The organism is Nonomuraea sp. NPDC051941, assembly GCF_044593615.1.
Window position 1 is genome coordinate 57,396 of sequence record NZ_JBIUCF010000016.1, and the last position, 23,381, is coordinate 80,776.

The 23,381-nt window shown below is 68.1% G+C and carries 20 protein-coding genes, 1 tRNA gene and 1 pseudogene; 10 read left to right on the forward strand and 12 right to left on the reverse strand.

Annotation, left to right across the window (positions count from 1 at the left end; translation table 11 throughout):
- The first annotated feature begins 184 nt into the window (after window positions 1–184).
- Window positions 185–712, forward strand: a complete 528-nt coding sequence (locus tag ACIHFD_RS26385; protein ID WP_397369121.1) for an EF-hand domain-containing protein — start codon at window positions 185–187, stop codon at window positions 710–712.
- 1,132 nt (window positions 713–1,844) lie between these two features.
- On the opposite strand, the gene ACIHFD_RS26390 is transcribed toward ACIHFD_RS26385, so the two are convergent.
- The gene (locus tag ACIHFD_RS26390; protein ID WP_397369122.1) at window positions 1,845–3,341 is read right to left on the reverse strand and encodes a hypothetical protein; all 1,497 of its coding nucleotides are present in this window, start codon (window positions 3,339–3,341) and stop codon (window positions 1,845–1,847) included.
- A gap of 840 nt (window positions 3,342–4,181) precedes the next feature.
- Here ACIHFD_RS26390 and ACIHFD_RS26395 point away from each other — a divergent pair.
- Window positions 4,182–4,754, forward strand: coding sequence for a DUF6461 domain-containing protein (locus ACIHFD_RS26395; RefSeq protein ID WP_397369123.1), 573 nt, complete (start codon window positions 4,182–4,184; stop codon window positions 4,752–4,754).
- 33 nt (window positions 4,755–4,787) lie between these two features.
- On the opposite strand, the gene ACIHFD_RS26400 is transcribed toward ACIHFD_RS26395, so the two are convergent.
- Window positions 4,788–5,030: a hypothetical protein gene (locus ACIHFD_RS26400; RefSeq protein ID WP_397369124.1), complete on the reverse strand. Its 243-nt coding sequence runs from the start codon at window positions 5,028–5,030 to the stop codon at window positions 4,788–4,790.
- Window positions 5,027–5,548: pseudogene (locus ACIHFD_RS26405) on the reverse strand (DUF5919 domain-containing protein). Before ACIHFD_RS26405 ends, ACIHFD_RS26400 begins: the two are co-directional and overlap by 4 nt.
- On the opposite strand from ACIHFD_RS26405, the gene ACIHFD_RS26410 reads away from it, so the two are divergent.
- Entirely contained in the window at window positions 5,439–5,993 is a 555-nt protein-coding gene (locus ACIHFD_RS26410; protein WP_397369125.1) for a tyrosine-type recombinase/integrase, read from the forward strand. The pseudogene ACIHFD_RS26405 and the gene ACIHFD_RS26410 sit on opposite strands and share 110 nt — an antisense overlap.
- Before the next feature lie 93 nt (window positions 5,994–6,086).
- Here ACIHFD_RS26410 and ACIHFD_RS26415 read toward each other — a convergent pair.
- Window positions 6,087–6,157, reverse strand: a tRNA-Gly gene (locus ACIHFD_RS26415).
- Between the two features lie 99 nt (window positions 6,158–6,256).
- Between ACIHFD_RS26415 and dcd the strand changes: the two genes are divergently transcribed.
- The 3 genes from dcd (at window position 6,257) to ACIHFD_RS26430 (ending at window position 8,630) form a co-directional block, all read left to right on the forward strand.
- Window positions 6,257–6,832, forward strand: a complete 576-nt coding sequence (gene dcd, locus ACIHFD_RS26420; RefSeq protein WP_397369126.1) for a dCTP deaminase — start codon at window positions 6,257–6,259, stop codon at window positions 6,830–6,832.
- 167 nt (window positions 6,833–6,999) lie between these two features.
- The gene (locus ACIHFD_RS26425) at window positions 7,000–7,617 is read left to right on the forward strand and encodes a DUF47 domain-containing protein (RefSeq protein ID WP_043625094.1); all 618 of its coding nucleotides are present in this window, start codon (window positions 7,000–7,002) and stop codon (window positions 7,615–7,617) included.
- A gap of 8 nt (window positions 7,618–7,625) precedes the next feature.
- Window positions 7,626–8,630 carry an inorganic phosphate transporter gene (locus tag ACIHFD_RS26430; RefSeq protein ID WP_350733100.1) on the forward strand — a complete coding sequence of 335 codons (1,005 nt, stop codon included), beginning with the start codon at window positions 7,626–7,628 and terminating at the stop codon, window positions 8,628–8,630.
- On the opposite strand, the gene mshD is transcribed toward ACIHFD_RS26430, so the two are convergent.
- Window positions 8,605–9,543, reverse strand: a complete 939-nt coding sequence (gene mshD / locus ACIHFD_RS26435) for a mycothiol synthase (RefSeq protein WP_363961989.1) — start codon at window positions 9,541–9,543, stop codon at window positions 8,605–8,607. The genes ACIHFD_RS26430 and mshD overlap by 26 nt on opposite strands.
- 162 nt (window positions 9,544–9,705) lie before the next feature.
- Here mshD and ACIHFD_RS26440 point away from each other — a divergent pair, with 162 nt between their 5' ends.
- Complete coding sequence (locus ACIHFD_RS26440) at window positions 9,706–11,493, forward strand: bifunctional metallophosphatase/5'-nucleotidase (RefSeq protein ID WP_397369127.1); 1,788 nt, start codon at window positions 9,706–9,708, stop codon at window positions 11,491–11,493.
- A gap of 185 nt (window positions 11,494–11,678) precedes the next feature.
- Here ACIHFD_RS26440 and ACIHFD_RS26445 read toward each other — a convergent pair whose 3' ends face one another.
- Both ACIHFD_RS26445 and ACIHFD_RS26450 read right to left on the reverse strand, forming a co-directional pair.
- A complete protein-coding gene (locus ACIHFD_RS26445) occupies window positions 11,679–11,984 on the reverse strand; it encodes a pyrophosphatase (RefSeq protein WP_355204173.1) in 306 nt (101 codons plus the stop codon).
- A 30-nt stretch (window positions 11,985–12,014) separates the two neighbouring features.
- The gene (locus ACIHFD_RS26450) at window positions 12,015–13,403 is read right to left on the reverse strand and encodes a sensor histidine kinase (protein WP_397369128.1); all 1,389 of its coding nucleotides are present in this window, start codon (window positions 13,401–13,403) and stop codon (window positions 12,015–12,017) included.
- 140 nt (window positions 13,404–13,543) lie between these two features.
- On the opposite strand from ACIHFD_RS26450, the gene ACIHFD_RS26455 reads away from it, so the two are divergent.
- Both ACIHFD_RS26455 and ACIHFD_RS26460 read left to right on the forward strand, forming a co-directional pair.
- Window positions 13,544–14,521, forward strand: coding sequence for an NAD-dependent epimerase/dehydratase family protein (locus ACIHFD_RS26455; RefSeq protein ID WP_397369129.1), 978 nt, complete (start codon window positions 13,544–13,546; stop codon window positions 14,519–14,521).
- A gap of 166 nt (window positions 14,522–14,687) precedes the next feature.
- Window positions 14,688–15,032 (forward strand): hypothetical protein, encoded by a 345-nt coding sequence (locus ACIHFD_RS26460; RefSeq protein WP_355204180.1) that lies wholly within the window; start codon window positions 14,688–14,690, stop codon window positions 15,030–15,032.
- A 1-nt stretch (window position 15,033) separates the two neighbouring features.
- Here the strand turns inward: ACIHFD_RS26460 and ACIHFD_RS26465 are convergent, their stop codons facing one another.
- The 3 genes from ACIHFD_RS26465 to ACIHFD_RS26475 all read right to left on the reverse strand — a co-directional run bounded on the left by ACIHFD_RS26465 (window position 15,034) and on the right by ACIHFD_RS26475 (window position 17,900).
- Window positions 15,034–16,686, reverse strand: coding sequence for an FAD-binding dehydrogenase (locus ACIHFD_RS26465; protein ID WP_397369130.1), 1,653 nt, complete (start codon window positions 16,684–16,686; stop codon window positions 15,034–15,036).
- A gap of 151 nt (window positions 16,687–16,837) precedes the next feature.
- The gene (locus ACIHFD_RS26470) at window positions 16,838–17,221 is read right to left on the reverse strand and encodes a hypothetical protein (RefSeq protein WP_397369131.1); all 384 of its coding nucleotides are present in this window, start codon (window positions 17,219–17,221) and stop codon (window positions 16,838–16,840) included.
- A gap of 139 nt (window positions 17,222–17,360) precedes the next feature.
- The gene (locus ACIHFD_RS26475; RefSeq protein ID WP_397369132.1) at window positions 17,361–17,900 is read right to left on the reverse strand and encodes a hypothetical protein; all 540 of its coding nucleotides are present in this window, start codon (window positions 17,898–17,900) and stop codon (window positions 17,361–17,363) included.
- A 221-nt stretch (window positions 17,901–18,121) separates the two neighbouring features.
- Between ACIHFD_RS26475 and ACIHFD_RS26480 the strand changes: the two genes are divergently transcribed.
- On the forward strand, window positions 18,122–19,342 hold the full coding sequence (locus ACIHFD_RS26480; RefSeq protein WP_397369133.1) for an MFS transporter: 1,221 nt from the start codon (window positions 18,122–18,124) through the stop codon (window positions 19,340–19,342).
- A gap of 130 nt (window positions 19,343–19,472) precedes the next feature.
- Here ACIHFD_RS26480 and ACIHFD_RS26485 read toward each other — a convergent pair whose 3' ends face one another.
- Together ACIHFD_RS26485 and ACIHFD_RS26490 are read right to left on the reverse strand one after the other, a co-directional pair.
- Window positions 19,473–20,795 (reverse strand): aspartyl protease family protein, encoded by a 1,323-nt coding sequence (locus tag ACIHFD_RS26485; RefSeq protein WP_397369134.1) that lies wholly within the window; start codon window positions 20,793–20,795, stop codon window positions 19,473–19,475.
- 640 nt (window positions 20,796–21,435) lie between these two features.
- Complete coding sequence (locus tag ACIHFD_RS26490; protein WP_397369135.1) at window positions 21,436–23,376, reverse strand: WD40 repeat domain-containing serine/threonine protein kinase; 1,941 nt, start codon at window positions 23,374–23,376, stop codon at window positions 21,436–21,438.
- Window positions 23,377–23,381 lie beyond the last annotated feature (5 nt).

Sequence of the window (23,381 nt, forward strand, 5' to 3'; positions counted from 1 at the left end):
GCACGTGCCCTCGGGGCGGCCGGGACGACTCTCTGGTCCTCGTTGACCCGGTCCTTCGGATGGCGATTTCCTACGTCACGAACCAGGGCTTCTACGCTAAGTAATGTGTTCATCACTCAAATGACTATGGTCGCGATTAGTGATCTCTCGAAAACATTGAGTCTCCCGAAGAGTGGAGGCGGATGTGGCCAGTGAGTTCCAGCGTAGAAAGGTCGGCAGAGTCTTCCGGGCGATGGATGTGGACGGCGACGGCCGACTGACCCAGGCCGACTTCCAGGCGCTCGCCCACCGCTGGACGGCAGTCGGGGGGTCCGTCGACCCAGAGCGACTGGCCTCCATCATGACCGGTTGGTGGCCCGTGCTCCGAGCCGCCTCCGGCCCCGGTGGCGACGACGCTGTCTCCCTCGACGAGGTGCTTCGCGTCGTGGATGGACTTGGTGACATGACCGACGCGGTCTCCGGCACTGCCGACGCGATGTTCGAGGCCATCGACCTCAATGGCGACGGCCTCATCTCCTGTTCGGAATACGGCGCGCTCATCGAGACGTGGAACGGGGCGCCCTCAGCGACCGATGAGATCTTCCCGCGCCTCGACCTGGACGGTGACGGTCACCTCACCCGCGACGAGTTCCGCACCCACTGGACAGAGTTCTGGGCCGGCGACGACCCGGACGCTCCCGGAACCTACGTATTCGGCGCGCTGGTGGAATAGCCCGGAGGTGGCGTCATCAGTGCGGCCGTGGAGCGCACCGAACGCCGGGGCGTTCCGCTATGGCAGGACATTGTCGCAGGTGGAGGGTGCGGCCGTTGTTCCACGCCGTGTCGTCGATGGCGACGGGCGGCCCGATCAGGCCGATGGTCAGATATCCCGTAAGCCGCCACAGGACGTTCCGCTCCTCTGGGGCGTCATCCTCGCTCCCAGTGAACTCCAGGACCAACATCTGGTCCTTGCCGAGGCGCCGGGGACCGGGAGATGATTCTCGGGCCGCCCAAGTTCAAGGCCGGCAGGCGCGTGATCGGTATCCCGGAGGCCCATCCTGCCGGAGTTGCGCGAGTACATGAGGATCTACGTGAAGCCGGAGGATGACGCGCTCATCTTCGCGGGGGTCAAGGGCGGCCCGATGCGGCGGAGTGGGTTCAACAAGTGAGCGGTTGGACGCATGCCGTACGGGCCATCGGGGTGCCGAGTCTCCACCTGCGCGACCTTGACCACACGGGGAACACAATCGCGGCGGAGTCGGGTGCGGGGCCCCAAGGACCTGATGGTTCGAATGGGCCATCACAACGTGCGCGCCGCGATGATCTATCAGCATGCGGTGCGCGGGGCGGACCCAGGTGATCACGCAAGCGATCGACAAGCACCTGATCGGGAACGAACGAGCACGCGGCGACGGCGAGGACGACCCGCCTGGCGTGCTGGTACCCGCTGAGTGATCATCGGCCCTAACGGCACGCCTAATGGCACGAGAGGATCGATAAGCTCGAACAAGATCAAAGCTCGGATCCTGAAAATGCCGATTGGCCTGGGCTTTCTGGTATGGAGCGGGTGATGGGAATCGAACCCGCACTGTCAGCTTGGGAAGCCTTCAAGATCACACGGTTTGAACTGGGAAAACGCCGGCTTGGGCAAATGCCAGCCGAGCGACCATGAGTCTCCGTGACTCCCCGCTATGCACCAACCTGACGGACACGCAACGGGCACGGCCACGGGCCCACGATCAGAACTCGCGCGCGGCGTTCGCCGTTCAGCAACAGGCGAGTCAGTCGTCAAACTCGGAAACGTTCGCCTCGGCGGTTGCGACGAGCCGCAGCATGCGGTCGGCGTGCGTTCCAGGGCAGGGGCCTTACAGCCTGCCGGCCACCCGCTGAGCCACGGAGGCGATGCGCCCGCAGCGCTCGCGCGGATCAAAGCGCTGAACATCATCGGGCTGAGTCATCGACAGCGTCACCAGGAATCGCCCCTTCCGGAACACCAGCGCGCCGGCCGATCGGGCATAGGGCCGGGTCACGCAGTACGACTCCTCGCCCGCAGGACGGGTCAGCGGCTGCCCGCCGTCGAGCGGCCTGGTGAAGTCGATAGAGTGCGCGGGCGCGGCATCGGCCATGTAGCTGATGACCTCTACCTGCAGTTTGTATCGGTCGGTGAGGTAGTTGTGCCCCGTGCTCCGCTCGCACCGTGTGTAGACGTAGGCGTACTCGTTCTGGTCGGGGATGCCCGTGCCGATGCTGAAGTTCGTCCTGCCGGCCGCGCTGCCGAACTCCTCCCCGACGAACGGCGCGGCCGGCCGGTGGAACAGCGTCCGGAAGTCCTTGGCCTCGATGAGGGCGCACGCAGGCGCCGGCTTCGCGGTGATCAGAGGGCTGTCATAGGCGATAGAAGGGATGCCCGCCGGATCCGCCGAGCGCTCCACCAGGTTGCCGGCGATCGTCTTCAGCAGCGCCCGCCTGAGCTTCTCCTGCTGGGGTCCGCGCTGGAGCGACAACTCCACTTGAACGACCGTGTTCTTCAGCCGTAGAACGTAGTGCAGGTAGTCGATGGTCTCGTTCACTCGGCTCGAGCTGCGCTTGCGCTCCCGCACCGTCACTTCGCCGATCGCCGGCCTCGTGCTGTAGCGATCGAAGGAGTAGTCCATGGCGCGGGAACTGGTGTAGCTCTCCTGAAAAACCGCGATCTCCACCGGGGACTTCGGCCACAGCACGTACTTGCAGCTGTTCGGCGCGTCGGTCGGGACGAACAGCCCGCCCTTCTCGATCGGACCATTGCCCTGCCCGTCGAAGTAGGAACGCCGGTACGATCCGACCAGGGGATTGGGGTGCAGAAGCAGCCCGAGCTTGTTCAGATCGGCGAACGTCAGCAGAGTGCAGGCTGAGATGACCGGTGAGCCGGCGTACCGGCGCGGCGAGCGGCCGGGTTTCGCCACCAGCGGCCCAGGATCGGCGATCCCCTCTGCCTCCTCCCCTTTCAGCTCGTCGTAGCCGTCACGCTCGACCGTCTTCAGCTTGGCGCCGCCCTCGGCGATGTCCCGCCCGGGCTCCGGCGAGGCGGTGCGGTCTCCCCGTGCGATCGGACGGACATCGCCCCGCAGCTTGGACACCGCCACGAAGCCGACGGCGATCACCAAGGCGGCTATCAGCAGCCCTGAGACGCCCAACAGCGCCGCCGTACACCCCGAATTCCTGCGCCGCCGCGGGGGCGGTGGCCCGCCAGGCGCATACGGCGGACCAAACGGGTAGGGCGGTTGCGCATTCCCGTATACGCTTTGCGGCCCGCTTCTGGCATGGCGCGGTTGGCCCTGCGGCTGCCACGCACCGGGCCCGGCGTGGTAGGGCGGCTGTCCCACGATGCCTCCCTTCCCCGATCGCTACTAGCTCGGTCCACCGGCCTTCGTATAGGAGCCCGGCAAAGGGGGAGCGTAGCTCTCCAATGGCGACCAGCCGTAACACTTCCGGCTTTGGTGAAGCTTTCAGGCCAGGCTTTGCGGAGGAAGAACGAATAGCGGCGGTTTTCGCACCTCACACCCGTCAGCCGAGGACGTACGTGATGAACCGCCTGGGAGGTGCGCCACGAGGCGCCACCGTTCTCCCGCGACCTGGTCTCGTTCGCGCGACGCGCACCCCACGCGCCTGACGCTCCTATGTGCAAGGGCGTTGCGCGGAGTTTCGTCACAAGCTGTGCTTGTCGGAGGACAAGGCGGGGTAGGCGGCGTCAGCCGAGTTCAGGACGTTGATCCACTCAGGATGGTCGAGATTGGCGTTGTCCGGAGCGGTAGGGCTCATCCGATACGCCACGATGATGACGGGGACGTGGATGGTCCGCCTGGCCCGGTTGCATCTGGCCCCAACAAAGATCAAGGCTCAGATACCGACTTCGTCGGTCTACCTGGGCCTTCACGATGAGAGCGGGTGACGGGAATTGAACCTGCGCTGTCAGCTTGGGAATTGCAGGGATCTTGGCTCGTGAGAGCGTTGACCTGCGGTTGAGACCGGTCGTGAGTGACCGTGGTTGACCCCTCGCTACCGCCCTTAATGGCACGCTAATGGCACGACGATCACCAGAAGCTCCTGCAATGCGGCCTGCGCAGGCGGTGCCCGGCGAATGCCTGAGGGTCCCAAAGCGAGCAACTGCAGCCTCGAACTGCTGGGCGTCTGCGACTGTCGGTGGCGGCTGGCAGCATGGCGCCATGACTACGCATCCCCTTGACGTCTCCTGGCTCTGCGGAGAGTACACCGAGTATGGCTACAGCTTCATCTACGTCCGTGACGCGCCCGAGCAGGTAATCACTCGCCTCGGCGGCCGCTGGGAGGACTTCACGCCCGGCCCATTCCCCGGTAACCCCGACAAGTTCCCATTCCCCGGCGACCCGATCGGCATCGCCTCCATCGGCGAATGGTCGTTCATCGTCGAATCTGGCTCGCTTGGCACCCGCGAAGAAGACGTGCTCCCTTCGCTGTCCAAGGGCACCCGCCTTGTCTCCCAGTTCGCGCTCAGCATCAAGGGCTTGGACTACTTCTACTGGTTCGAGGACGGCAAGATCAGATTCGGCTTCTGGGCGCAAGAGGGATACATGATGGAGACACCGGACGAACTCGTAGACACCATGGCGGAGATCGACAGGCTCTACCCCGGGTTACCTTATCTCTACGAAGGGCCGGCCTTCTTGCTCGCCGAGCGCCTCACCGGGATAACACTGACCCGGCAACTGTTGGCAGATTCCACCTTTTACTGGGGAGCCGTGCCAGAACCACCCCTATAGCCGTCGCCAATGGCAGGGCAACCAGCCCGTGACTTACGGTCTTGTCGCCGCACTGCGCGCACCTGCCCGCCCTGGTCTGCTCGGCTTGTCCCGGGTGGGTGTCTCGCGAGACAGGAATTCCCGTACGGCGTGCTCGACGGCGTAGTCCACCTCGGTGGCCATGTCGCGGTCGCCCTTGGCGGTGACGACGCCTGGGGCCTTGGTTCTGATGATCTCGCTGGCGATCGATACAGCGCGTTCGGCGATGGGAAGAAGCGTTCGGGCGTCGATGGTCATACAGGTTTGCTCCGCTCCCACATATCCCTGAACACCTGGTCGAAGATGGGGAACACCCCCTCCGCGGCGGTGTTGTCTTTGATCACGAAGGTTGGCGAGTCGACTCCGCGGGCCTCCGGTAGGTACGGCTGGACCACGCAGAACGCACGGTCAACGATCAGCAAGTTGAAGCGGATCGTCTCGTCGTAGATGTGGAGTTCGAGGCGCTGGGCCGACGCGGTGTTGAGTCGATCGCGCAGCCTGGTCAGCATGGTGATGTTGAGGGCTGTGAGTCAGAGTGTTGTCGGTGTAGCGCTCTTCTGCTTCGCGGGCGCGGATCGCCTGGCCCTGGGGTCGAGGAAGAGGCAACGGATGCGGGTGCCGGAGTTCAGCAGGCGCCTGAGCTGATGGTCGGGGTAGCTCTGGCAGATGATGTTGAGCGACAGTCCCGCCGCGTTGATCTCCTTCGCACTGTCGATGGACGTGGACCTTGTCGCCAAGGCCGTTCGCGTGCGCGTCGCCTTCGTGGAACGCTCCACAGGTAGGCTGCTCCTCGGGCCTCCCAAGTCCAAGGCGGGCCGGCGGACCGTGGGCATCATCCCCATCCTCAAGGAGCACACGGACACCTACGTCCAGGACGAGCCAGGGGCGCTGATGTTCCCGGCAGCGAAGGGCGGGCCGATGCGGCGTAGTGGGTTCAGCACCCGTACGCGCTGGGTGGACGTGGTCAAGGACATGGGACTCCCCGGCCTGCACTTCCACGATCTCCGTCACACCGGGAACATGCTGGCCGCGATGTCGGGGGCCGGTCTCAAGGACCTGATGGCCCGGATGGGGCACGACAACGTCAGGGCGGCCATGATCTACCAGCACGCGGTCAGGGGCGCTGACCAGGTGATCACAGACGCCATCGATCAGCAACTCAAGAAGTACGACGAGGGCGACGATGACGGCTCGGCGGGTGCGCTGGCTCCCGTGGGCTAATTGCACGCTAGTTGCACGGAAGATCGAAGAGAGCCCCTGAAACAATCAAAGCCAGGTCGGGAATCCATCCCTGACCTGGCTTTTCAGTCTGAGAGCGGGTGACGGGAATCGAACCCGCGCTGTCAGCTTGGGAAGCTGATGTTCTGCCATTGAACTACACCCGCATGCGACCCGAAGCCGCGTCCCCCACTGTAGCGGAAACTTGGCGCACAACAGCAATCCCAACCCCACAGAGTTTCCGATCGGACGGTAGGTTGCTCACCGTGCTGCTATCTGACCGTGACATCCTTGCCGAGATCGAAGCCGGCCGGCTCGGGCTGGAGCCGTTCGACCTGGACATGATCCAGCCCTCCAGCATCGACGTACGGCTTGACCGATTCTTTCGGGTTTTCGAGAACCACCGGTACCCGCACATCGACCCCTCGGTCGAGCAGCCGGATCTGACGCGGATGGTCGAGCCCGACGGGGATGAGCCGTTCATCCTGCATCCGGGGGAGTTCGTCCTGGCCTCCACTTATGAGGTGGTGACGTTGCCGGATGATCTGGCGTCGCGGCTGGAGGGGAAGAGTTCGCTGGGGCGGCTCGGGTTGCTGACGCATTCGACCGCGGGGTTCATCGATCCGGGGTTCAGCGGGCATGTGACGTTGGAGCTGTCGAACGTGGCCACGTTGCCGATCAAGTTGTGGCCGGGGATGAAGATCGGGCAGTTGTGCGTGTTCCGGCTCAGTTCGCCCGCTGAGCACCCGTACGGGTCCGCGAAGTACGGGTCGCGGTATCAGGGGCAGCGGGGGCCGACGCCGTCGAGGTCGTTCCGGGACTTCCATCGGACCAAGGTTTGATATCGGTCCCCCGGTAACGTGACAAAAAAGACACCAAAGTACCCTCTGTCCCGGGTGTCGCACAACATACGCAGGGTAACCAGTAGGAGAAGGGGACATGAAGTTCGCATTTCGCCTGGTAGCCCGTACCCTTTCCACGGACCATCCCCGCACATCTGGAGAACGACGTGCGCCTGCGTCTCACGCCACGTGAGGACAGCTACTACGACCTGTTCGCAGACTCCGCGAACAACCTGGTCACCGCATCCCGTTTGCTGGTAGAGATCATTAGTGACGGATCGGACAGGGAGGCCCTGGCCGAGAAGATGCGTGCATGCGAGCACGCCGGGGACGAACGCACCCATGCGATCATGAACCGGCTCAATGAGAGCTTTATCACTCCGTTCGACCGTGAGGACATCTACCGACTCGCGTCCAACCTCGACGACGTGATGGACGCCATGGAGGCGGCCTCCGACCTGATCGTCCTGTACCAGCTCGACCACCTGCCGAAAGACGTGGTCAGGCAGGTCGAGGTGCTGGAGCGGGCCGCCGAGTTGACGGCCGAGGCGATGCCGCGGCTGCGGTCCATGAAGAACCTCAACGAGTACTGGATCGAGGTCAACCGCCTCGAGAACCAGGGCGACCAGGTCTACCGGAGGCTGCTGGCCAAGCTGTTCAGCGGTGAGTACGACGCGCTCACCGTCATGAAGATGAAGGAGGTCGTCGACGCCCTCGAAGAGGCGGCCGACGCCTTCGAGCACGTGGCCAACACCGTCGAGTCGATCGCGGTCAAGGAAAGCTAGGCCCAGTAGTGGACCTTACGCTCGCCCTCGTCATCGGCGTGGTCGTCATCTCTTTGGTATTCGACTACACCAACGGGTTCCATGACGCGGCGAACGCCATCGCAACCTCCGTCTCGACCCGGGCCCTGACCCCCAGGGCCGCGCTGTTCATGGCCGCGGCCATGAACTTCATCGGCGCCCACCTGGGCACCCAGGTCGCGCAGACGGTCGGCAAGGGGATCATCGACGCTCCGAACGGCCCCCACGGACTGGTCGTCGTGGCCGCGGCGCTCATCGGTGCGATCTCCTGGAACCTGATCACGTGGTACTTCGGCCTGCCCTCCTCCTCCAGTCACGCGCTCATCGGCGGACTGGTGGGCTCCGCCCTGGCCTCGGCCAGCGTGGTGCACTGGGACGGCGTGGTCGAGAAGGTCGTCATCCCGATGGTGCTGTCGCCGCTGATCGGGTTCACGCTGGCGGCCCTGATCATGATCGCAATTTACTGGATCTTCCGCAACAGCCAGCCGGGCAAGACCAACCGCGGCTTCCGCTACGCGCAGACCGTCTCGGCCGCCGCCATGGCGCTCGGGCACGGGCTGCAGGACGCGCAGAAGACCATGGGTGTCATCTTCCTGGCGCTCACCGTCGGCGGGTTCGCCAACCCGTCCGACCCCATCCCGCAGTGGGTCATCCTGGCCGCAGCCGGGGCGATCTCGCTGGGGACGTACGCGGGCGGCTGGCGCATCATGCGTACGCTGGGCCGGCGCATCATCGCGCTCGACCCGCCCCAGGGCTTCGCCGCGGAGTCGGCGGCGGCGACGGTCCTGTACGGGGCGGCCATCGGGTTCGGGGCACCGATCTCCACCACGCACACGATCACCACGGCGATCATGGGCGTGGGGGCCACCAAGCGGCTCAGCGCCGTGCGATGGGGGATCGCCGGGAACATCGTGACCGCCTGGATCCTGACCATCCCGGCCGCCGCCCTGGTGGCCGCCGTCTCCTACTTCATCCTTCACTCGATCGTGGAGTAGCCGCCTCCTCGGCGGGCGCGTACATCACGTCCACGTCCCAGCGGTTGAAGCCGAGGGACTCGTACAACCTGATCGCCGCCGTGTTGGCCTCGTCCACGTACAGCATCGCCTGGGCGAGGCCACGCGAGCGCAGGTGGCACAGCCCGGCCAGGGTCAGCGTCCTGCCCAGGCCGGTGCCCTGCTGCGAGGGGTCGACGCCCACGACGTACACCTCTCCCAGGGGCTCGTGGCCGTGGGACGAGGAGCCGTGGATCTTCGTCCAGTGGAAGCCGGCCAGCCGGTCGCCGCGGAAGGCCAGGAAGAACCCCTCCGGGTCGAACCAGGGCTCCTGCTCGCGGCGGAGCAGGTCGTCCATCGTCCAGGCGCCCTGCTCGGGGTGGTGGGCGAAGGCGGCGGCGTTGACCTTGAGCCAGGCCTCCTCGTCCTGACCCGGTACGAACGTGCGCAGCACGACCCCGTCGGGCAGGGCGGAAGCCTCAAGAGGGGCGAAGAGGGAGCGGCGCATCTGCCAGAGCGAGCGCACCCGCTCGAAGCCGAACGCGGCCGCCAGCGCCCCGGCGCCCGCGTGGTCGCCGTGCGCCCACAGGCGAGGCCGCCCGTCCGCCAGCTCCGCGACCGCGCTCAGCAGGCGCGCGCCGTGGCCCTGACGGCGGTGGGCGGGGTGGATGACGAGCTCGGCGCTCGGGCCCTCGACCTCGTCCGTCGGGTCGATGTGGGCGTAGCCCACGAGCGTGCCGTCCGCCTCCAGGAGCAGGGACCGGGCCTGCGGGTCGCCCCCGTAGCGGAGATGGAGCATCACGTGCTCGTTGAGCGGCCGGACGCCGTCGGCCTCCGTCGCCGCCTCCACCAGGCCGAGCACCGAGGCGACCTCGGTGTCATCGAGCCGTTCCCTGACCTTCACATGCCCGCCCACAGGCCCTCCTTCGCTGTGAGCGATCACGTGGCGCCAATCCCCCCGTTCGCTCACAGAACGAACTCTAGGCGTATGACTGGCAAATAACGCCATGTGACAGCCTGGCAAATCGTTACCTTTGCGCCATTGGCTGCATAGGTTCCCAACGTAACGTCTTGGGCCATGACGTCTCGTTCCTTCCTCCGGCTGGCGCTGGCCGGAGCCGTCGCCTCGGGGGCGGTCATGCTCGCCACGCTCCCGGCGGACGCGAGCAAAGCCCCTGGTACGGTGCCCGTACGGCTGCTTGCGCTCAACGACTTCCACGGCAACCTCGAGCCCCCCACCGGATCCTCCGGCCGCATGGTGGACGAGAATGGCCAGACCGTGGACGCCGGTGGCGCCGCGTACGTCGCCACCCACATGAAGGCCCTGGCCGACAAGAACACCATCGCCGTGGCCCAGGGCGACCTCATCGGGGCGACGCCGCTGATCTCGGCGGCCTACCACGACGAGCCGTCGGTCGAGTTCATGGGCAAGCTGGGGCTCAAGGTGGCCGCGGTGGGCAACCACGAGTTCGACGAGGGCTACACCGAGCTGCGGCGCATCATGAAGGGCGGCTGCCACCCGGTGGACGGCTGCTCGCCCGCCGGCCCGTGGAAGGGCGCGAAGTTCGACTACGTGGGCGCGAACGTCCTGTTCAAGAACCGCAACGAGAAGACCGACGCGCTCGCCGCCCTCGGCGGCTCGGACTCGGCGCAGGTCAAGAAGGTCCTGTCGGACTGGGGCGTGCCCGCGCTGCCGCCGGTCAGCATCAAGTGGATGAACGGCGTGCCGATCGGCTTCATCGGCCTCGTCACGCAGACCACGCCGAACATCGTCACGGCCGAGGGGATCAAGGACCTCAAGTTCGTGGACGAGGTGAAGGCCGCGAACGTCGCCTCGAAGCTGCTCAAGCTCGTCGGGGTGAAGGCGCAGGTCGTACTGGTGCACGAGGGCGACCAGGTGAACGCGGGCCAGTCGCCCGACGCCTGCAGCGCCGTCCCGGGTGCGGGCAACCGCATCGCCACGCAGGTGGACCCGGAGATCGACGTCGTGCTCAGCGGGCACTCCCACCAGGCGTACCTGTGCAAGGTCAAGGACCCGGCGGGCAACGACCGCGTCTACTCGCAGGGCGGCTCGTTCGGGCGGGTCATCACGCAGGTGGACCTGAACGTGAACGTCAAGACGCGGGACATCGACCGCGCCTCGGTCGTCGCGGACAACCACGTCGTGACCCGGACAGTCACCCCGGATCCCGAAATTTCGGCGTTCGTGCAGACGTGGAGGGACCGCGTCGCCCCCGTCGCCAACAGGCCCGTCGGCAAGATCACCGCCGACATCACGAACGCGGCCGCGGCGTCCGGCGAGTCCGCGCTCGGCGACCTCATCGCCGACGGCCAGCTGGCCGGGACGAAGACCGGCGGCAACGCCCAGATCGCCCTGATGAACCCGGGCGGGGTGCGGGCGCCCCTGACGTACGCGACGTCCCCGGCGAACGAGGGTGACGGCGTCGTCACGTACGGCGAGGCGTTCACCGTGCAGCCGTTCAACAACCTCATGCAGGTCGTCACGCTCACGGGCGCCCAGCTCAAGACCGTGCTCGAGCAGCAGTTCACCGGCGGTCCCAACAACCAGCCGTTCGCCAAGATCCTGCAGCCGTCGGCGAACTTCACCTACACCTACAGCCGGAGCGCCGCCTGGGGCTCCAAGGTGTCGGACATGAAGATCGACGGGGTGCCGGTGACGGACACGCAGTCGATCCGGGTCGCCGCGAACAACTTCCTCGTGGGCGGCGGCGACGCCTTCGCGGGCTTCAAGGACGGCACCGACCTGTGGAGCGGGCCGCTGGACATCGACGCCTTCGTCGAGCAGCTCGGCAAGGACAACCCCATCGCCCCGCCGGCCACCAACCGGATCACCGCCGTCAACTGACCCCTCTTCCCTCCGGCCCGCCCGTTTCCTCCCGGGCGGGCCGCCCCTTTTCCCGCCGCACGTGGCGGGGCTCTTTCATCCTGTACGGCAGAGCACGGGCGGCACCACCCGCCGCACGTGGCGAGGGGCCTCCAGGGTGACGCCCGCTGACCCGCACGGGCCCGGCCGCCGTAACGGCGCACGCATCAGCGCTTCCAGGCCAGCCACTTGCGCGCCACCTCCGCCTCCAGGTCCACCCCGTGATGGTGGGCCAGGAGGACCACGTGGCACAGCACGTCGGCCAGCTCCTCCCGGAACCCCGCGTCCAGCTCGTCCGCCGTGCGCCCCTTGGTCCTGGCCCGGCCGGAGCGCATGAGGAACGCCTGGGTCAGCTCGCCGATCTCCTCCTGGAGCTTGAGCAGGAACCAGGCGTCGTCGCGCTCGATCCCGAGCTTGTCCGCGTACCGGCTGGAAATGGGTTCGATCTCGGCGGCGAGCTGGCGCAGATCCATGGGCGCGAGCCTACGGCAGACCGCGGCCGATCACGGCTCCCCGTAAAGGGGGAGGACGACCACGAAGCGGGCCCCGGGCGAGTGGTCGGCGACGGTGAGGGCGCCGTCGTGGGCCGAGGCGATGTCGCGGCACAGGGCCAGGCCGAGGCCGCTGCCGCCCTTGTCCTTGGCCCTGGCGGGGGCCAGGCGGGTGAAGCGTTCGAAGACCCGCTCCCGATCCTCCGGCGGGATGCCGTCGCCGTCGTCGGTCACCGTGACGATCACCTTGTCGCCTTCCACGGCCACTTCCAGGTCGATGCGGGTGGCGGCGTGCCGGGTGGCGTTGTCGAGCAGGTTCGTCAGCAGGCGGTCGAGCTGCATGAGGGAACCGTGGACGGGCGCCGCGGCGCACACGTCGGGGATGATGGGCACCCGATTGCCCTCGCGGCGGCGGACGTGGTCCATCGCCACGTGAGCCAGGTCCACCACGCGGCGCTCGCTGAGCGCGCCGGCGTCCAGCCGGGCCAGCATCAGCAGCTCGTCGATGATGCCGGCCAGGCGGTCGGCTGCGGCCAGCGCCTGCTCGCCGGTGGCCTGCCAGTCCGTCTCGTCGGGGTAGGCGTGGGCCACCTCCAGCTGGGCGCGCAGGGCCGAGATGGGGCTGCGGAGCTCGTGGGAGGCGTCGGCGACGAAGCGGCGCTGGGTCTCGGCGGAGCGTTCGAGGCGGTCGAGGGTGTCGTTGGTGGTGGCGGCGAGGTCGGTGATCTCGTCGCCGGTGTCGGGCACGGGCACGCGCCTGCTGAGGTCCTGGCCGGTGATCTCGGCCATTTCCGCACGGATGCGTTCGACGGGCCGCAACGCGGACCCGACCGAGATCCAGGTGATGCCCGCCACGCTCACCAGGACAAGCGGAGTGCCAATGAATACCAGGACATATATCCAGTTGAGGGCTCGGTCCACGTCGGTCAGCGAGGACGCCCCGTAGACCGTCACAGGCCCTTGAGGGGTCTGCGCCGCGATCGCCATGACCAGGTAGTGGGTCTCGGGCTCGTCGGGGCTGCGGGACACGGTGCGCTCGCCGACGCGGACGACCTGGGGCCAGGTGGGCTTGAGGTCCGTCAGCCGCAGGCCCTGGGCCAGGCCGGGGCTGCTCGCGAGCAGCCTGCCGTCCGCCGAGACCACCTGGAGGACATGGACGCGTGACGGCGTCTCCAGCACCGGAGGGAGGTTTCCGGCACGTGCCTCGGCGGCGACCCGCCGTGCTGCCAGCTCGACCCTCGTCTGGACCACGTCGCGCAGGTTGTCGGGCACGGTGGCGAGCGTGATGGTGGCGGTCGCGATGAAGACCACGGCCGCTATCAGGGTCGCGACCGTGGTCAGGCGTGCGCGGATCGAGCGTGGAAACAGCCGGCTCACCATCCCGTCCCGTCCCGACTTCATCACTGTCTGTGACATTTACCCGCGCAGGGCCGTCGCAACATGACCGGGCCCGCGTTCGCCCCGGCATATTCGCTGGTGGCGATTCCGCTGAGGGCGTGCACACCTACCGCGCCCGAACCCGGCGGGCCATGGTGGATGCCATGAGGATTTTGGTGCTGGGCGGCACGGAGTTCGTGGGGCGGGCGTTCGTCGACGAGGCGGTGGCGCTGGGCTGGGAGGTGACGACGTTCAATCGCGGCACGCACGAGCCGCGGGCCGGCGTGACGGCGCTGCGCGGCGACCGCACGGCCCCCGGCGGGCTGGCGGCGCTGGAGCGCGGGGAGTGGGACCTGGTGGTCGACACCTGGTCGTGGGCGCGGGCCGCGGTCGGTGCGGCCGCGTCGCTCCTGGCCGGCCGGGCCGGCCATTACGTCTACGTGTCCAGCCGGTCGGTGTACGCGCCGCCGGTGCCGTTCGGCGCTGACGAGAGCGCCCCGGTCGTGGCGGTGGCGGCGGACGACGGCGACGGCGACTACGCCAAGGACAAGGCGGGGGCGGAGGCCGGGGCGGTCGCGGCGTTCGGGGACCGGGCGCTGCTGGCCCGTGCGGGCCTGATCCTGGGCCCGTACGAGAACATCGGGCGCCTGCCCTGGTGGCTGAGCCGGATCGCCCGCGGCGGCCCGGTGCTCGCCCCGGAGCCGCGCGACCTCGGCCTGCAGTACATCGACGTTCGCGACCTGGCCGGCTGGTGCCTGGCGGCGGCCGGGCGCGGGCTCGGCGGGGCCTATGACGTGGTGAGCCCGCCGGGGTTCGCGACGATGAGGCAACTCCTGGAGACCTGCGTCAAGGTGACCGGATCGGACGCGGAGCTGCGCTGGGTGGCGGCCGAGCGCATCCTGGCGGCGGGCGTGAAACCGTGGACGGACCTGCCGATCTGGCTGGTGGGCGAGAGCTACGACTTCATGCACGGGGGCGACGTGTCCAAGGCGGTGGCGGCGGGCCTGCGGTGCCGTCCGCTGGAGGAGACGGTGGCCGACACGTGGGAGTGGCTCCGGAGCATCGGCGGCCTGCCCCCGACGCGCCCGGACCGGCCGAGCGTCGGCCTCGCCCCGGAGGTGGAAGCGCGGCTGCTGGGCTGAGGGTGTCCGGGAAATGGTGACGGCCACCCCGGCCCCCTCCGCGGGCTCTCGTCAGAGAACGGAGAAAGGCTCGTGATGGCCGCGGCAACAGTCTGCCGTCCGGGCGGTGGCCTTCGCAGGCAATTCCGACAAATGCTCTCGACTTCCCGCAAGCCATCATGTGGTTATGAGTGCGTGGGTCTACATACGCGGCTGGCTGGAGTTCTCGGGTCAACGATCCGAGGCGGAGCGGATCATCCGGCAGGGCGAGACGGAGGGCTGGGCCTTCCCCGAAGGGGGCTGGCTCGATGCCGCCTGTTACGCGCGTGCCGTCCGCGAGAGCCGATCCGGCGAGGTTCTCGCGCTGATCCGCCGGATCGCCGCCCTGCCGCCCGCGGACGCGGACGGCGATCGCGTCTGCGGTCTCTTCCTCGTGTTCCACGAGGTCGAGGGGCAGCAGGAGTGGCAGGTCCGCGACGGCGGGGTCCTCGTCGGCCGGGCCTCGCCGCGTCACGACTATCTGTGGAAGTAGCTCAGCGTGCCGCGGCGCGGCCGGCCTGGCGGCCGGAGAAGAGGCAGCCGCCGAGGAAGGTGCCTTCGAGGGCGTTGTAGCCGTGGACGCCGCCACCGCCGAAGCCCGCGATCTCACCCGCCGCGAACAGGCCGTCGACGGGCTCGCCGGTCGGTCCCAGGGCGCGGGAGTCGAGGTCGGTCTGGATGCCGCCGAGCGTCTTGCGCGTGAGTACGTGGAGCATGACCCCGATCAGCGGCCCGGCGGTGGGATCGAGGATCCGGTGCGGGGCGACCGTCCGGCCCAGCTTGTCGCCGAGGTAGCGGCGGGCGTTGCGGATGCCCTGGATCTGGGAGTCCTTGCTGAACGGGTTGGCCACCTGCAGGTCGCGGGCCTCGATCTGGCGGCGCACGAGGTCGGCGTCGAGCAGGGGTTCGAGCGTCAGCTGGTTCATCTTGGCGACCAGTTCGTCCAAGGTGTCGGCCACGACGAAGTCGGCGCCGTTGCGCTTGAACGCCTCCACCGGGGCCGGGGCGCCCTTCCCGAGGAGGCGCTCCCGGAGGAACGCCTTGCGGTCGTTGCCCGTGATGTCGGGGTTCTGCTCGGAGCCCGACAGGGCGAACTCATTCTCGATGATCTTCTGGGTGAGCACGAACCAGGAGTGGTCATGGCCGGTGCCGCACAGGTGGCGCAGCGTGCTCAGCGTGTCGTAGCCGGGCAGGCAGGGGTCGGGCAGCCGCCGTCCCAGCGCGTCGAACCACATCGAGGAGGGGCCGGGCAGGATCCGGATGCCGTGGCCCGGCCAGATCGGGTCCCAGTTGCGCAGGCCTTCCGTGTAGTGCCACATGCGGTCGCGGTTGACCAGCCGCGCCCCGGCCTCGGCGCTGATGTCGAGCATCCGGCCGTCCACGTACGCCGGCACGCCCGTGACCATGCTCTCCGGCGCGCTGCCCATCCGCTCCGGCCAGTAGCGGCGCACCAGGTCATGGTTGCCGCCGATGCCGCCGCTGGTGACGATCACGGCCGATGCCGTCAGCTCGAACTCGCCGATCCTGTCGCGGTTGGAGGCCACTCCTCGCGGCGAGTCGTCCTCGGCCAGCAGCGTGCCACGCACGCCCTGTACGGCTCCGCCGCTGACGATCAGCTCGTCCACCTGGTGGCGGTGGTGGAAGGTGACCAGCCCGCTGCCGACCGCCTGCCGGACCCTGCGGACGAACGGCTTCAGCACCCCCGGCCCCGTCCCCCAGGTCACGTGGAATCGCGGCACGGAGTTGCCGTGCCCGTCCGCGCGCAGGTCGCCCCGCTCCGCCCAGCCGACCGTGGGCAGGAACTTGATGCCCAGGCCGTCCAGCCAGGCCCGCTTCTCCCCGGCGGCGAACTCGACGTAGGCCCGCGCCCACCGCACGGCCCAGGAGTCCTCGTCGTCCAGGCGGTCGAACTGGGCGCTGCCCTGCCAGTCGTTCCAGGCCAGCTCGAAGGAGTCCTTCACGCCCAGCCGCCGCTGCTGCGGGGAGTCGACCAGGAACAGCCCCCCGAACGACCAGAAGGCCTGGCCGCCCAGGTTGGCGGCGTTCTCCTGGTCGACCACGGCGACCTTCTTGCCCCGGGAGATCAGTTCGCAGGTCGCCACCAGACCGGCCAGCCCGGCCCCGACGACGATGACGTCAGCGTTCATGCGCCGATGATTCCACCTGATCAGCACGCGCCATAAGCCGACTGGGCCCTGTTTTCGGGCGCCTGTCCCGGTCCGTCCGGCAGCAGGGCCCGGCCGCCGTCCCGGAGCTGCTGCCGGACGGCGGCCGGGCCCTGTCGCCGCGGCCGGAGACTCAGGTCTTTCTCCTGCTCCCCGTTGCTCCTTTGGCGGTGCTGCGCGTCGAAGCCATGCCGCTGGTCGGGCCGGGAGACAGATGATGCTCCAGGGACTTCATGATCTCGGGTGCCAGGACGTCTGCCAGCGCCGGCGCGAGCGCGTCCGCCAACGCGGACGACAACACCTGCGTGAGCAGGAGCCGTTCCATCGGCGACGCCTTCGACGCCGTACGCGAGGTCGACGACAGGGCCGATTCGATCAGGCTCGCCATGGGATCCATGCCGCGTGTGCGGGCTTTGGTGGTCTGGCCGGACTCGCTGAGGATGTCGCGGATGAGGTCGTCGATCATGGACTCCAGAGGGTTGTGCTCGGATGAGTTACCGGTTTGCTCCGGCGCCATGAGGTGCTCCTTTACGTCGGTGTGAGCCGTCTCCCGATTTCCCCTTGCCGGGAAACCAGGAGACGGCGTTCTTCCTTGCGGGCCGGCGGGCGCGGTCGTCGGGCGGTCGTCGGGTGGTTGTCGGGCGGTTATCGGGTGCTTATCGGCCCGCAAGGGCGGCCAGCATCAGCGGGTGCTCGATGCCGGCTTCTTCGCCTTCCGTGCGGCGGCGCATGAGCGCGGCGAGCAGGAGAGGGTGCTCGATGATGTTCATGCCGCTCTCCCTGCGGCGGCGCATGAGCGCGGCCAGCATCAGCGGGTGCTCGATGCCGGTCTCCTCGCCTTCCGTGCGGCGGCGCATGAGCATGGCGAGCAGGAGGGGGTGCTCGATCATGCTCGTGCCGCCTTCCTTACGGCGGCGCATGAGCATGGCGAGGAGGAGCGGGTGCTCGATGCCCATCTCGGTGCCTTCTTCGCGGCGGCGCATGAGCATGGCGAGCAGGAGGGGGTGCTCGATCATGCTCGTGCCGCCTTCCTTACGGCGGCGCATGAGCATGGCCAGCAGCAGCGGGTGCTCGATGCCCGTCTCGGTGGTTTCCTCGCGGCGGGCCGCGAGTGCGGCGAACATCAGCGACTCGAACGCCTCGCGCTCTTCGGTTTCGCGCTCAGTCGTCTCGGTACGCTCTGCGGTCTGGGTCATCTGATTCCCTTTCAGGCCTGGTCGTGTTGGCGGAGATGCATGCGACCGATACCCGCAAGCGATAGGCCCCATTCGCCCAAAGAGCGTGTCGCACGGTTCCTGACCTGGCCTTTTACGTGGATCGCCGCAGCGCTCACCCGGGTGCTAGGACCATCGGCGTAGAACGTCTAGGGCGGGCGGCCGATCCGCGACGGCCCTCGCGCGTGCTGATACTTCTGGACATGTCGATCGCCTCCGCGCAGCGCCAGTCGGGCGTGCGGCCGTTTCTCGTCGGGATGTTCGTGGACGCCCTGGGCAGCGGCCTGTACTACCCGCTCACCCTGCTGTTCATCCACCGGGTCACCGGCCTGCCCATGACCGTGGTCGGGCTGGGGGTGACGGCCGCGGCCGCGGTGGGGCTGGCCGCCAATCCGGTGGCCGGCGTGCTCATCGACCGGTTCGACGCACGGCGGGTGCTGATGGGTACGTACGTGCTGCGCGGGCTGGGCTTCGCCGCGTACCCGTTCGTGGACGGTTTCGCCGCGTTGATCGTGGTCGCGGCGGTGGTCGCGTTCGGAGATCGGGCCTACTATCCCGCCTCCGGCGGCTACATCTCGGTCCTGGCCACGGGCGCGGACCGGGACCGGCTGTACGCGCTGATGTCGACCGCCAGGAACGTCGCGTTCGGCCTGGGCGGGCTGCTCTCAGCGGGGGTGGTGTCGCTGGGCGGCACGACCGGCTTCGTGATCATCGCGTCGGTCAACGCGGCCAGCTTCGTCGTGGCCACCGGCTGCCTGGTCCTGTCGGGGCGGCGCGCACCGATCGATCCGGTGCTCCCGGAGCGGGGCGGGTACCGGCGGGTCCTGGCGGACCGGCCGTTCCTCGGGCTGGTGGCGGCCGAGCAGGCGTTCACGCTGACGCGCCTGGTCCTTCCGGTCGCGCTGCCGGTGTACGCCGTCACGGTGCTCGGCGCCCCCGCCTGGCTGCTGGGCCTGCTGTACACGCTCAACACGATCCTGGTGGCTGTGGGCCAGCTCGCGGTCCGGCGACGGCAGCGCGCCGCCCGCCGTACCCACGCCATGGCCCTCGGCGGGGCGGTCCTGATCGTGTCGTGCGTCGCGTACGCCGCGGCGGCCGCGTTCCCCCCGGGACCACCGCGCGTCATCGCCCTGGTGACGGCCACCCTCGTCTTCACGGCGGGTGAGCTGATGCACGCCACCCCGTCATGGGCCCTGGCCGCGGCGACGGCACCACCGGCCCTCCGCGGCCGCTACCTGGCGATCCACCAGCAGACCTGGGCCATCGGCAACGTCGTCGCCCCGGCCGCCTTCTCGGCCCTGCTGGGCGCCGCGCCCGCGCTGCTGTGGGGCACGCTCACCGTCCTGCTCGCGCTGGCCGCCCTCACCCTCCTCCGCCTCTCCCACCACCTCCCACCCGACGCCGTCGCCCCACCGGGCGCCTGACTCCGGCCGCGCATGGCTACGGCGGCGCCCGGGGGAGCTACCTGGTACGGCACCGGGCGAGGGGGTGAAGGCGTCTGGTTCGCCCTTACCCCGTCGCCTGTAGGAGCCGGCAGCTCCACGTAGCTCCTGATCAGGTGGCCTTGCCGCGGGCGATGTAGAGGTTCATGTCGGTGAAGTCGACGGTGACGTTATAGGGCTTCCAGAAGCAGTGGGAAAACCAGCCCATCGAGTCGAACCCTGTCCCATAGGGCCAGGGCACGTTGGCCGGCTGGTTGGGGTTCGTGTAGCAGTAGACCTCCTTGGCGACGGCGTTGCCAAGGCGGATCTCCTTCGGGTAGCAGGGGTAGACGACGGCCGGGTGGCTGCTGCCGAAAGTCCCGATCTCGCGGTCGTAGTCGCTGCGGATTCCCAACTGCTCGGCCGTTTTGCCCCGCAGGCCCGCCACGATCTCGCTGGTTCCGCCGAGGTTGACGCCCACCACCCCTGTGCGGGAACCGGCGGTGCCGGCGAAGCTGCCCGTGCTGTGCAGGTATTGCTCACGGGCCAGCCAAATTGGAAGGGGCTGTGCGCCCGCCGACTTGGCGGCGGCGCGTGCCTTCCTGGCCGTTTCGGGGGTACGGCGGCGCAGGACCAGTTGCCGGCCCGCGTAGTCGAAGGTGGTCAGCAAGTGGTAGAAGACCCACGTGCCGATCAGGCCGTCGCTGTCAGTTCCGACATCCTCGCCCGACTCCGTCGACGACCAGCCCACCGGGACGTTGCGCAGTTCGATGCCACCCAGCTTGAAGGAGTCCAGTATCCCGTAGTACGCCCATATGATCCCGTTCTCGTACTCCACCTTCTGACTGGCAACGGGACTCAGCCCGGCCTCCTTGGCCACCGACGCCCGCATGCTCAGATTCGGGGCGCCGGTGTAGAACATGAAGCGCTTCGTCGGTCCGCCATTGACCGAGGCCTCTACCAGCGGAATCGGGTCCATCTGCTTGATTTCCAGCCGCGCGATGTCGCCGTGGACCTGGTACGCGTCACCACTGACCGCCGCGAACCACTTGGCGTAGCTGTCCTCACCGGCCGCTTTCCAGTGCGGTGCGGACAGGCCGAACTTGTCCTGCCGGATGTAGCAGTCGCCCAGGAGCCCGTTGGTTTCCTTGTCGTCGGGCGCCAACTGGAGGGCCATCTTGAGGTATTTCTCGGCGTCGGGGAACCGGTTGGACAGCAGCCCGACATAGCCGCGCTGGCGGGCGGCGTGCAGGTTCGTGGGGTCCTTTTTAAGGATCTCCTCGTACGCCCGGCCGGCCAGCTCGAACTTCCCGGCCTTGAACAGCGCGTCGGCGTCACCGCTGCCGGCCAGCGCCGTGGCTGCCTTTCCCATCAGCGGCGCGGCCGCGGCGGCACCGGCCAGCACAGCGGCGCCCTGAAACAGCGAACGCCGGTCCCATTTCCCGTCATCAGCCACGCCTTCTCCTTTTCGTGATCGCCTTCGTCGTAACGTTCTGTCCCGGCGGCTCCGGCCGGTTCGGCTCGCCCTGCTTGATGAGGGCGACGCCGTGGTGCCGGGGCCACCCGGGCCGTACGGCGTCGTCCCGATGCGGGCGGCCGGATCGCTTCGCAGCACGCTCCGTAACTCGCCCGCCGGTCAACCCCGTCCACTGTCGGCCGGCCGCGTCCCCGCCTCGTTCGCGCCGCGTCATGGTTGTGTCACAGTCGCGCCGGCGGCGGCGCCGCCGAGAAGCCGTGACACGCGGCGGACAACACGCGCATTCGCCGCCATCCCGGCCGCGCCATGGGTGTCCTGGTCGGTATCCTGGCCCTGGCCCTGAGCCTGTCGGTGTATAGAGCCCTGGTTTGGCTCTGACGCCCGACTACCGCGTCCCCGGCCTGGAGATCGATACCTCCGGCATGTAGGAGTACGGGCGCGCCCAGCTCGATTGTTTCCGCTGGTGGACCCTGGACGAGCTGCGCGGCAGTACGGAGCAGATCCTCCCCGTCCGCCTTCCCGACCTGCTGGAACGTATGTTCGCCGAGGATGTCCCTGACGAACCTGTCCAGATGTCCTGGGATCGCTGACCGGCCCGGCGCGTGATGCCGGGAATCGCTCAACGGGCGGAGCTGATGTCCCAGAACTCGACGCCCGCACTGGTCAGGCTGATGAGGACGTTGCCGTCAGGGGTGATGGCGACTCGGTCGCCGTCGCGTGACACGACCTCCGTCTCGACGGGGGTCATGTCCGGCCCGATCTGCTCGAAGGTGCGGGTGTTCCAGAGCCGGACAGTCTTCCCGCCACTGGCCAGGATGGCGCCATCCCGGCTGAAGGCGACCGGGCCCATTTTCGCTTCTTCGGGTACTTCTCGGGTGAGCCCGATCTGCGTGTAGGTCTTGGTGGAGTAGAAGCAGAGCTGCCTTTCTTGAAAGCTCATCATGACCATGGTCTGACCGTCTGGCGCGAGGGCTGAGGGGGAGCCGCTGTTCGAACAGGGAGTGATGGGGAACTGGCGACGGTGCTTGCGGCCCGTGGCGGCATCCCATACCTCAGGGCCGTCCGAGACGAAGAGCTTGCCGCCAGGGTCCAGAAATGTGATGGAGACTGCCAGGGGCTCGGTCTTGACCGGCGTTCCCACAGGTCGCCGCGACGCAACCGCCCACAGCTCGGTCCACGATCTCTCCGTGCTGGTGGCCGAGATCGTCCTGCCGTCGGGGCTGAAGGCGACTCCCAGGATCTCGCCGCCGCTCATCAGCGCCGGTCCATCTGGCTTGCGGCCGACGGCGTCCCAGAGATGGAGCTGCCGGCCGCCGAGGCCATAGTTGAGAACGGCCAGCTTCTTGCCGTCGGGACTGTATACGAGCTCGTCCACGCGGTGCACTCCGGAAATCTCTACCGTGTCACCCAGTTTCCGGCGCGTGGCGACGTCCCAGAACTCGACGCCGGTCCTGGTTCCCACCGCCAGGGTGGTCCCGTCTGGGCTGAGCGCCAGCCCAGACCCCCAGTCCGCTTCCGACTCCGACAGCCAGGCGAGTCTGGGAAACCTGTTCTGCACCGGGCTGGGTGGGGACTGGAGCCAGATGGCCAGGGCAGCGGAGATGCCGGTGAGAGTCACGATGAGCCCTAAGGCGGGAAGCGTTCTCAGGGTCCGCGGTCCGCGTCGCTGGGGCACGCCGCTGGGCGGCGGTCCCGTACCGGTTTTCGAGGAGCGGCCGAAGACGGGTTGCGGGGTTTCTTGGGCGGCCGCGAGGTGGGTGAGTTTGTCGCGGGTGGCCTGGGCGGTCAGCCGTACGGTGGGATCTTTGCACAGCAGGCCGTCCAGGACGGCCACAAGTGGTCCGGCATGATGCGTGGGGTCCGGTCGCTCGGTGGCGATGGCGACGAAGACGGATCCGGGGGTGGTGCCGGGGAAGGGCGGATGGCCCTCCACAGCGGTGTAGAGAGTGGCGCCGAGGGACCACAGATCGGACTGCGCCGTGGCGGGACCACCGTGCACCTGCTCAGGGGACATGAAGGACGGGGTTCCGAGGAGGGCGCCGGACCTCGTCAGAGGAGCGTCGCCCTCCAGCGTGGAGATCCCGAAGTCGGTGAGGACGACACGATCACCTTCCAACAGGACGTTGGCCGGCTTGACGTCACGATGCACAATGCCTGTGGCGTGCGCGGCGATCAGCGCGTCCAGCATCTGCAGGCCGATCGCGGCCACCCTCTCCGCGGGCAGACGTCCGCGCTGGCGGAGCAGGTCGTCGAGGGAAGAACCGTGGATGAGTTCCATGACGATCCATGGGCGTCCGTCCTCCTCGATCACGCGGTCGTAGATCGTGACGATCCCGGGGTGCTTCAGTCTGGCGGCGGCCCTGGCCTCGCGCTCCATCCGGGCGTACCAGTTGCGGCGTTCCTCTTCCGGGATGTCGTCGGAGAGGCGTAGTTCCTTGATGGCGACGGCCCGGTCCAGATCGGTGTCCCATGCCTGCCAGACCGTTCCCATGCCGCCCCGGCCGAGTGCTCCTTGGATCTGATACCGGTCCGCCAGGAGGTGCACAGGCCCCACGCTCACCGAGA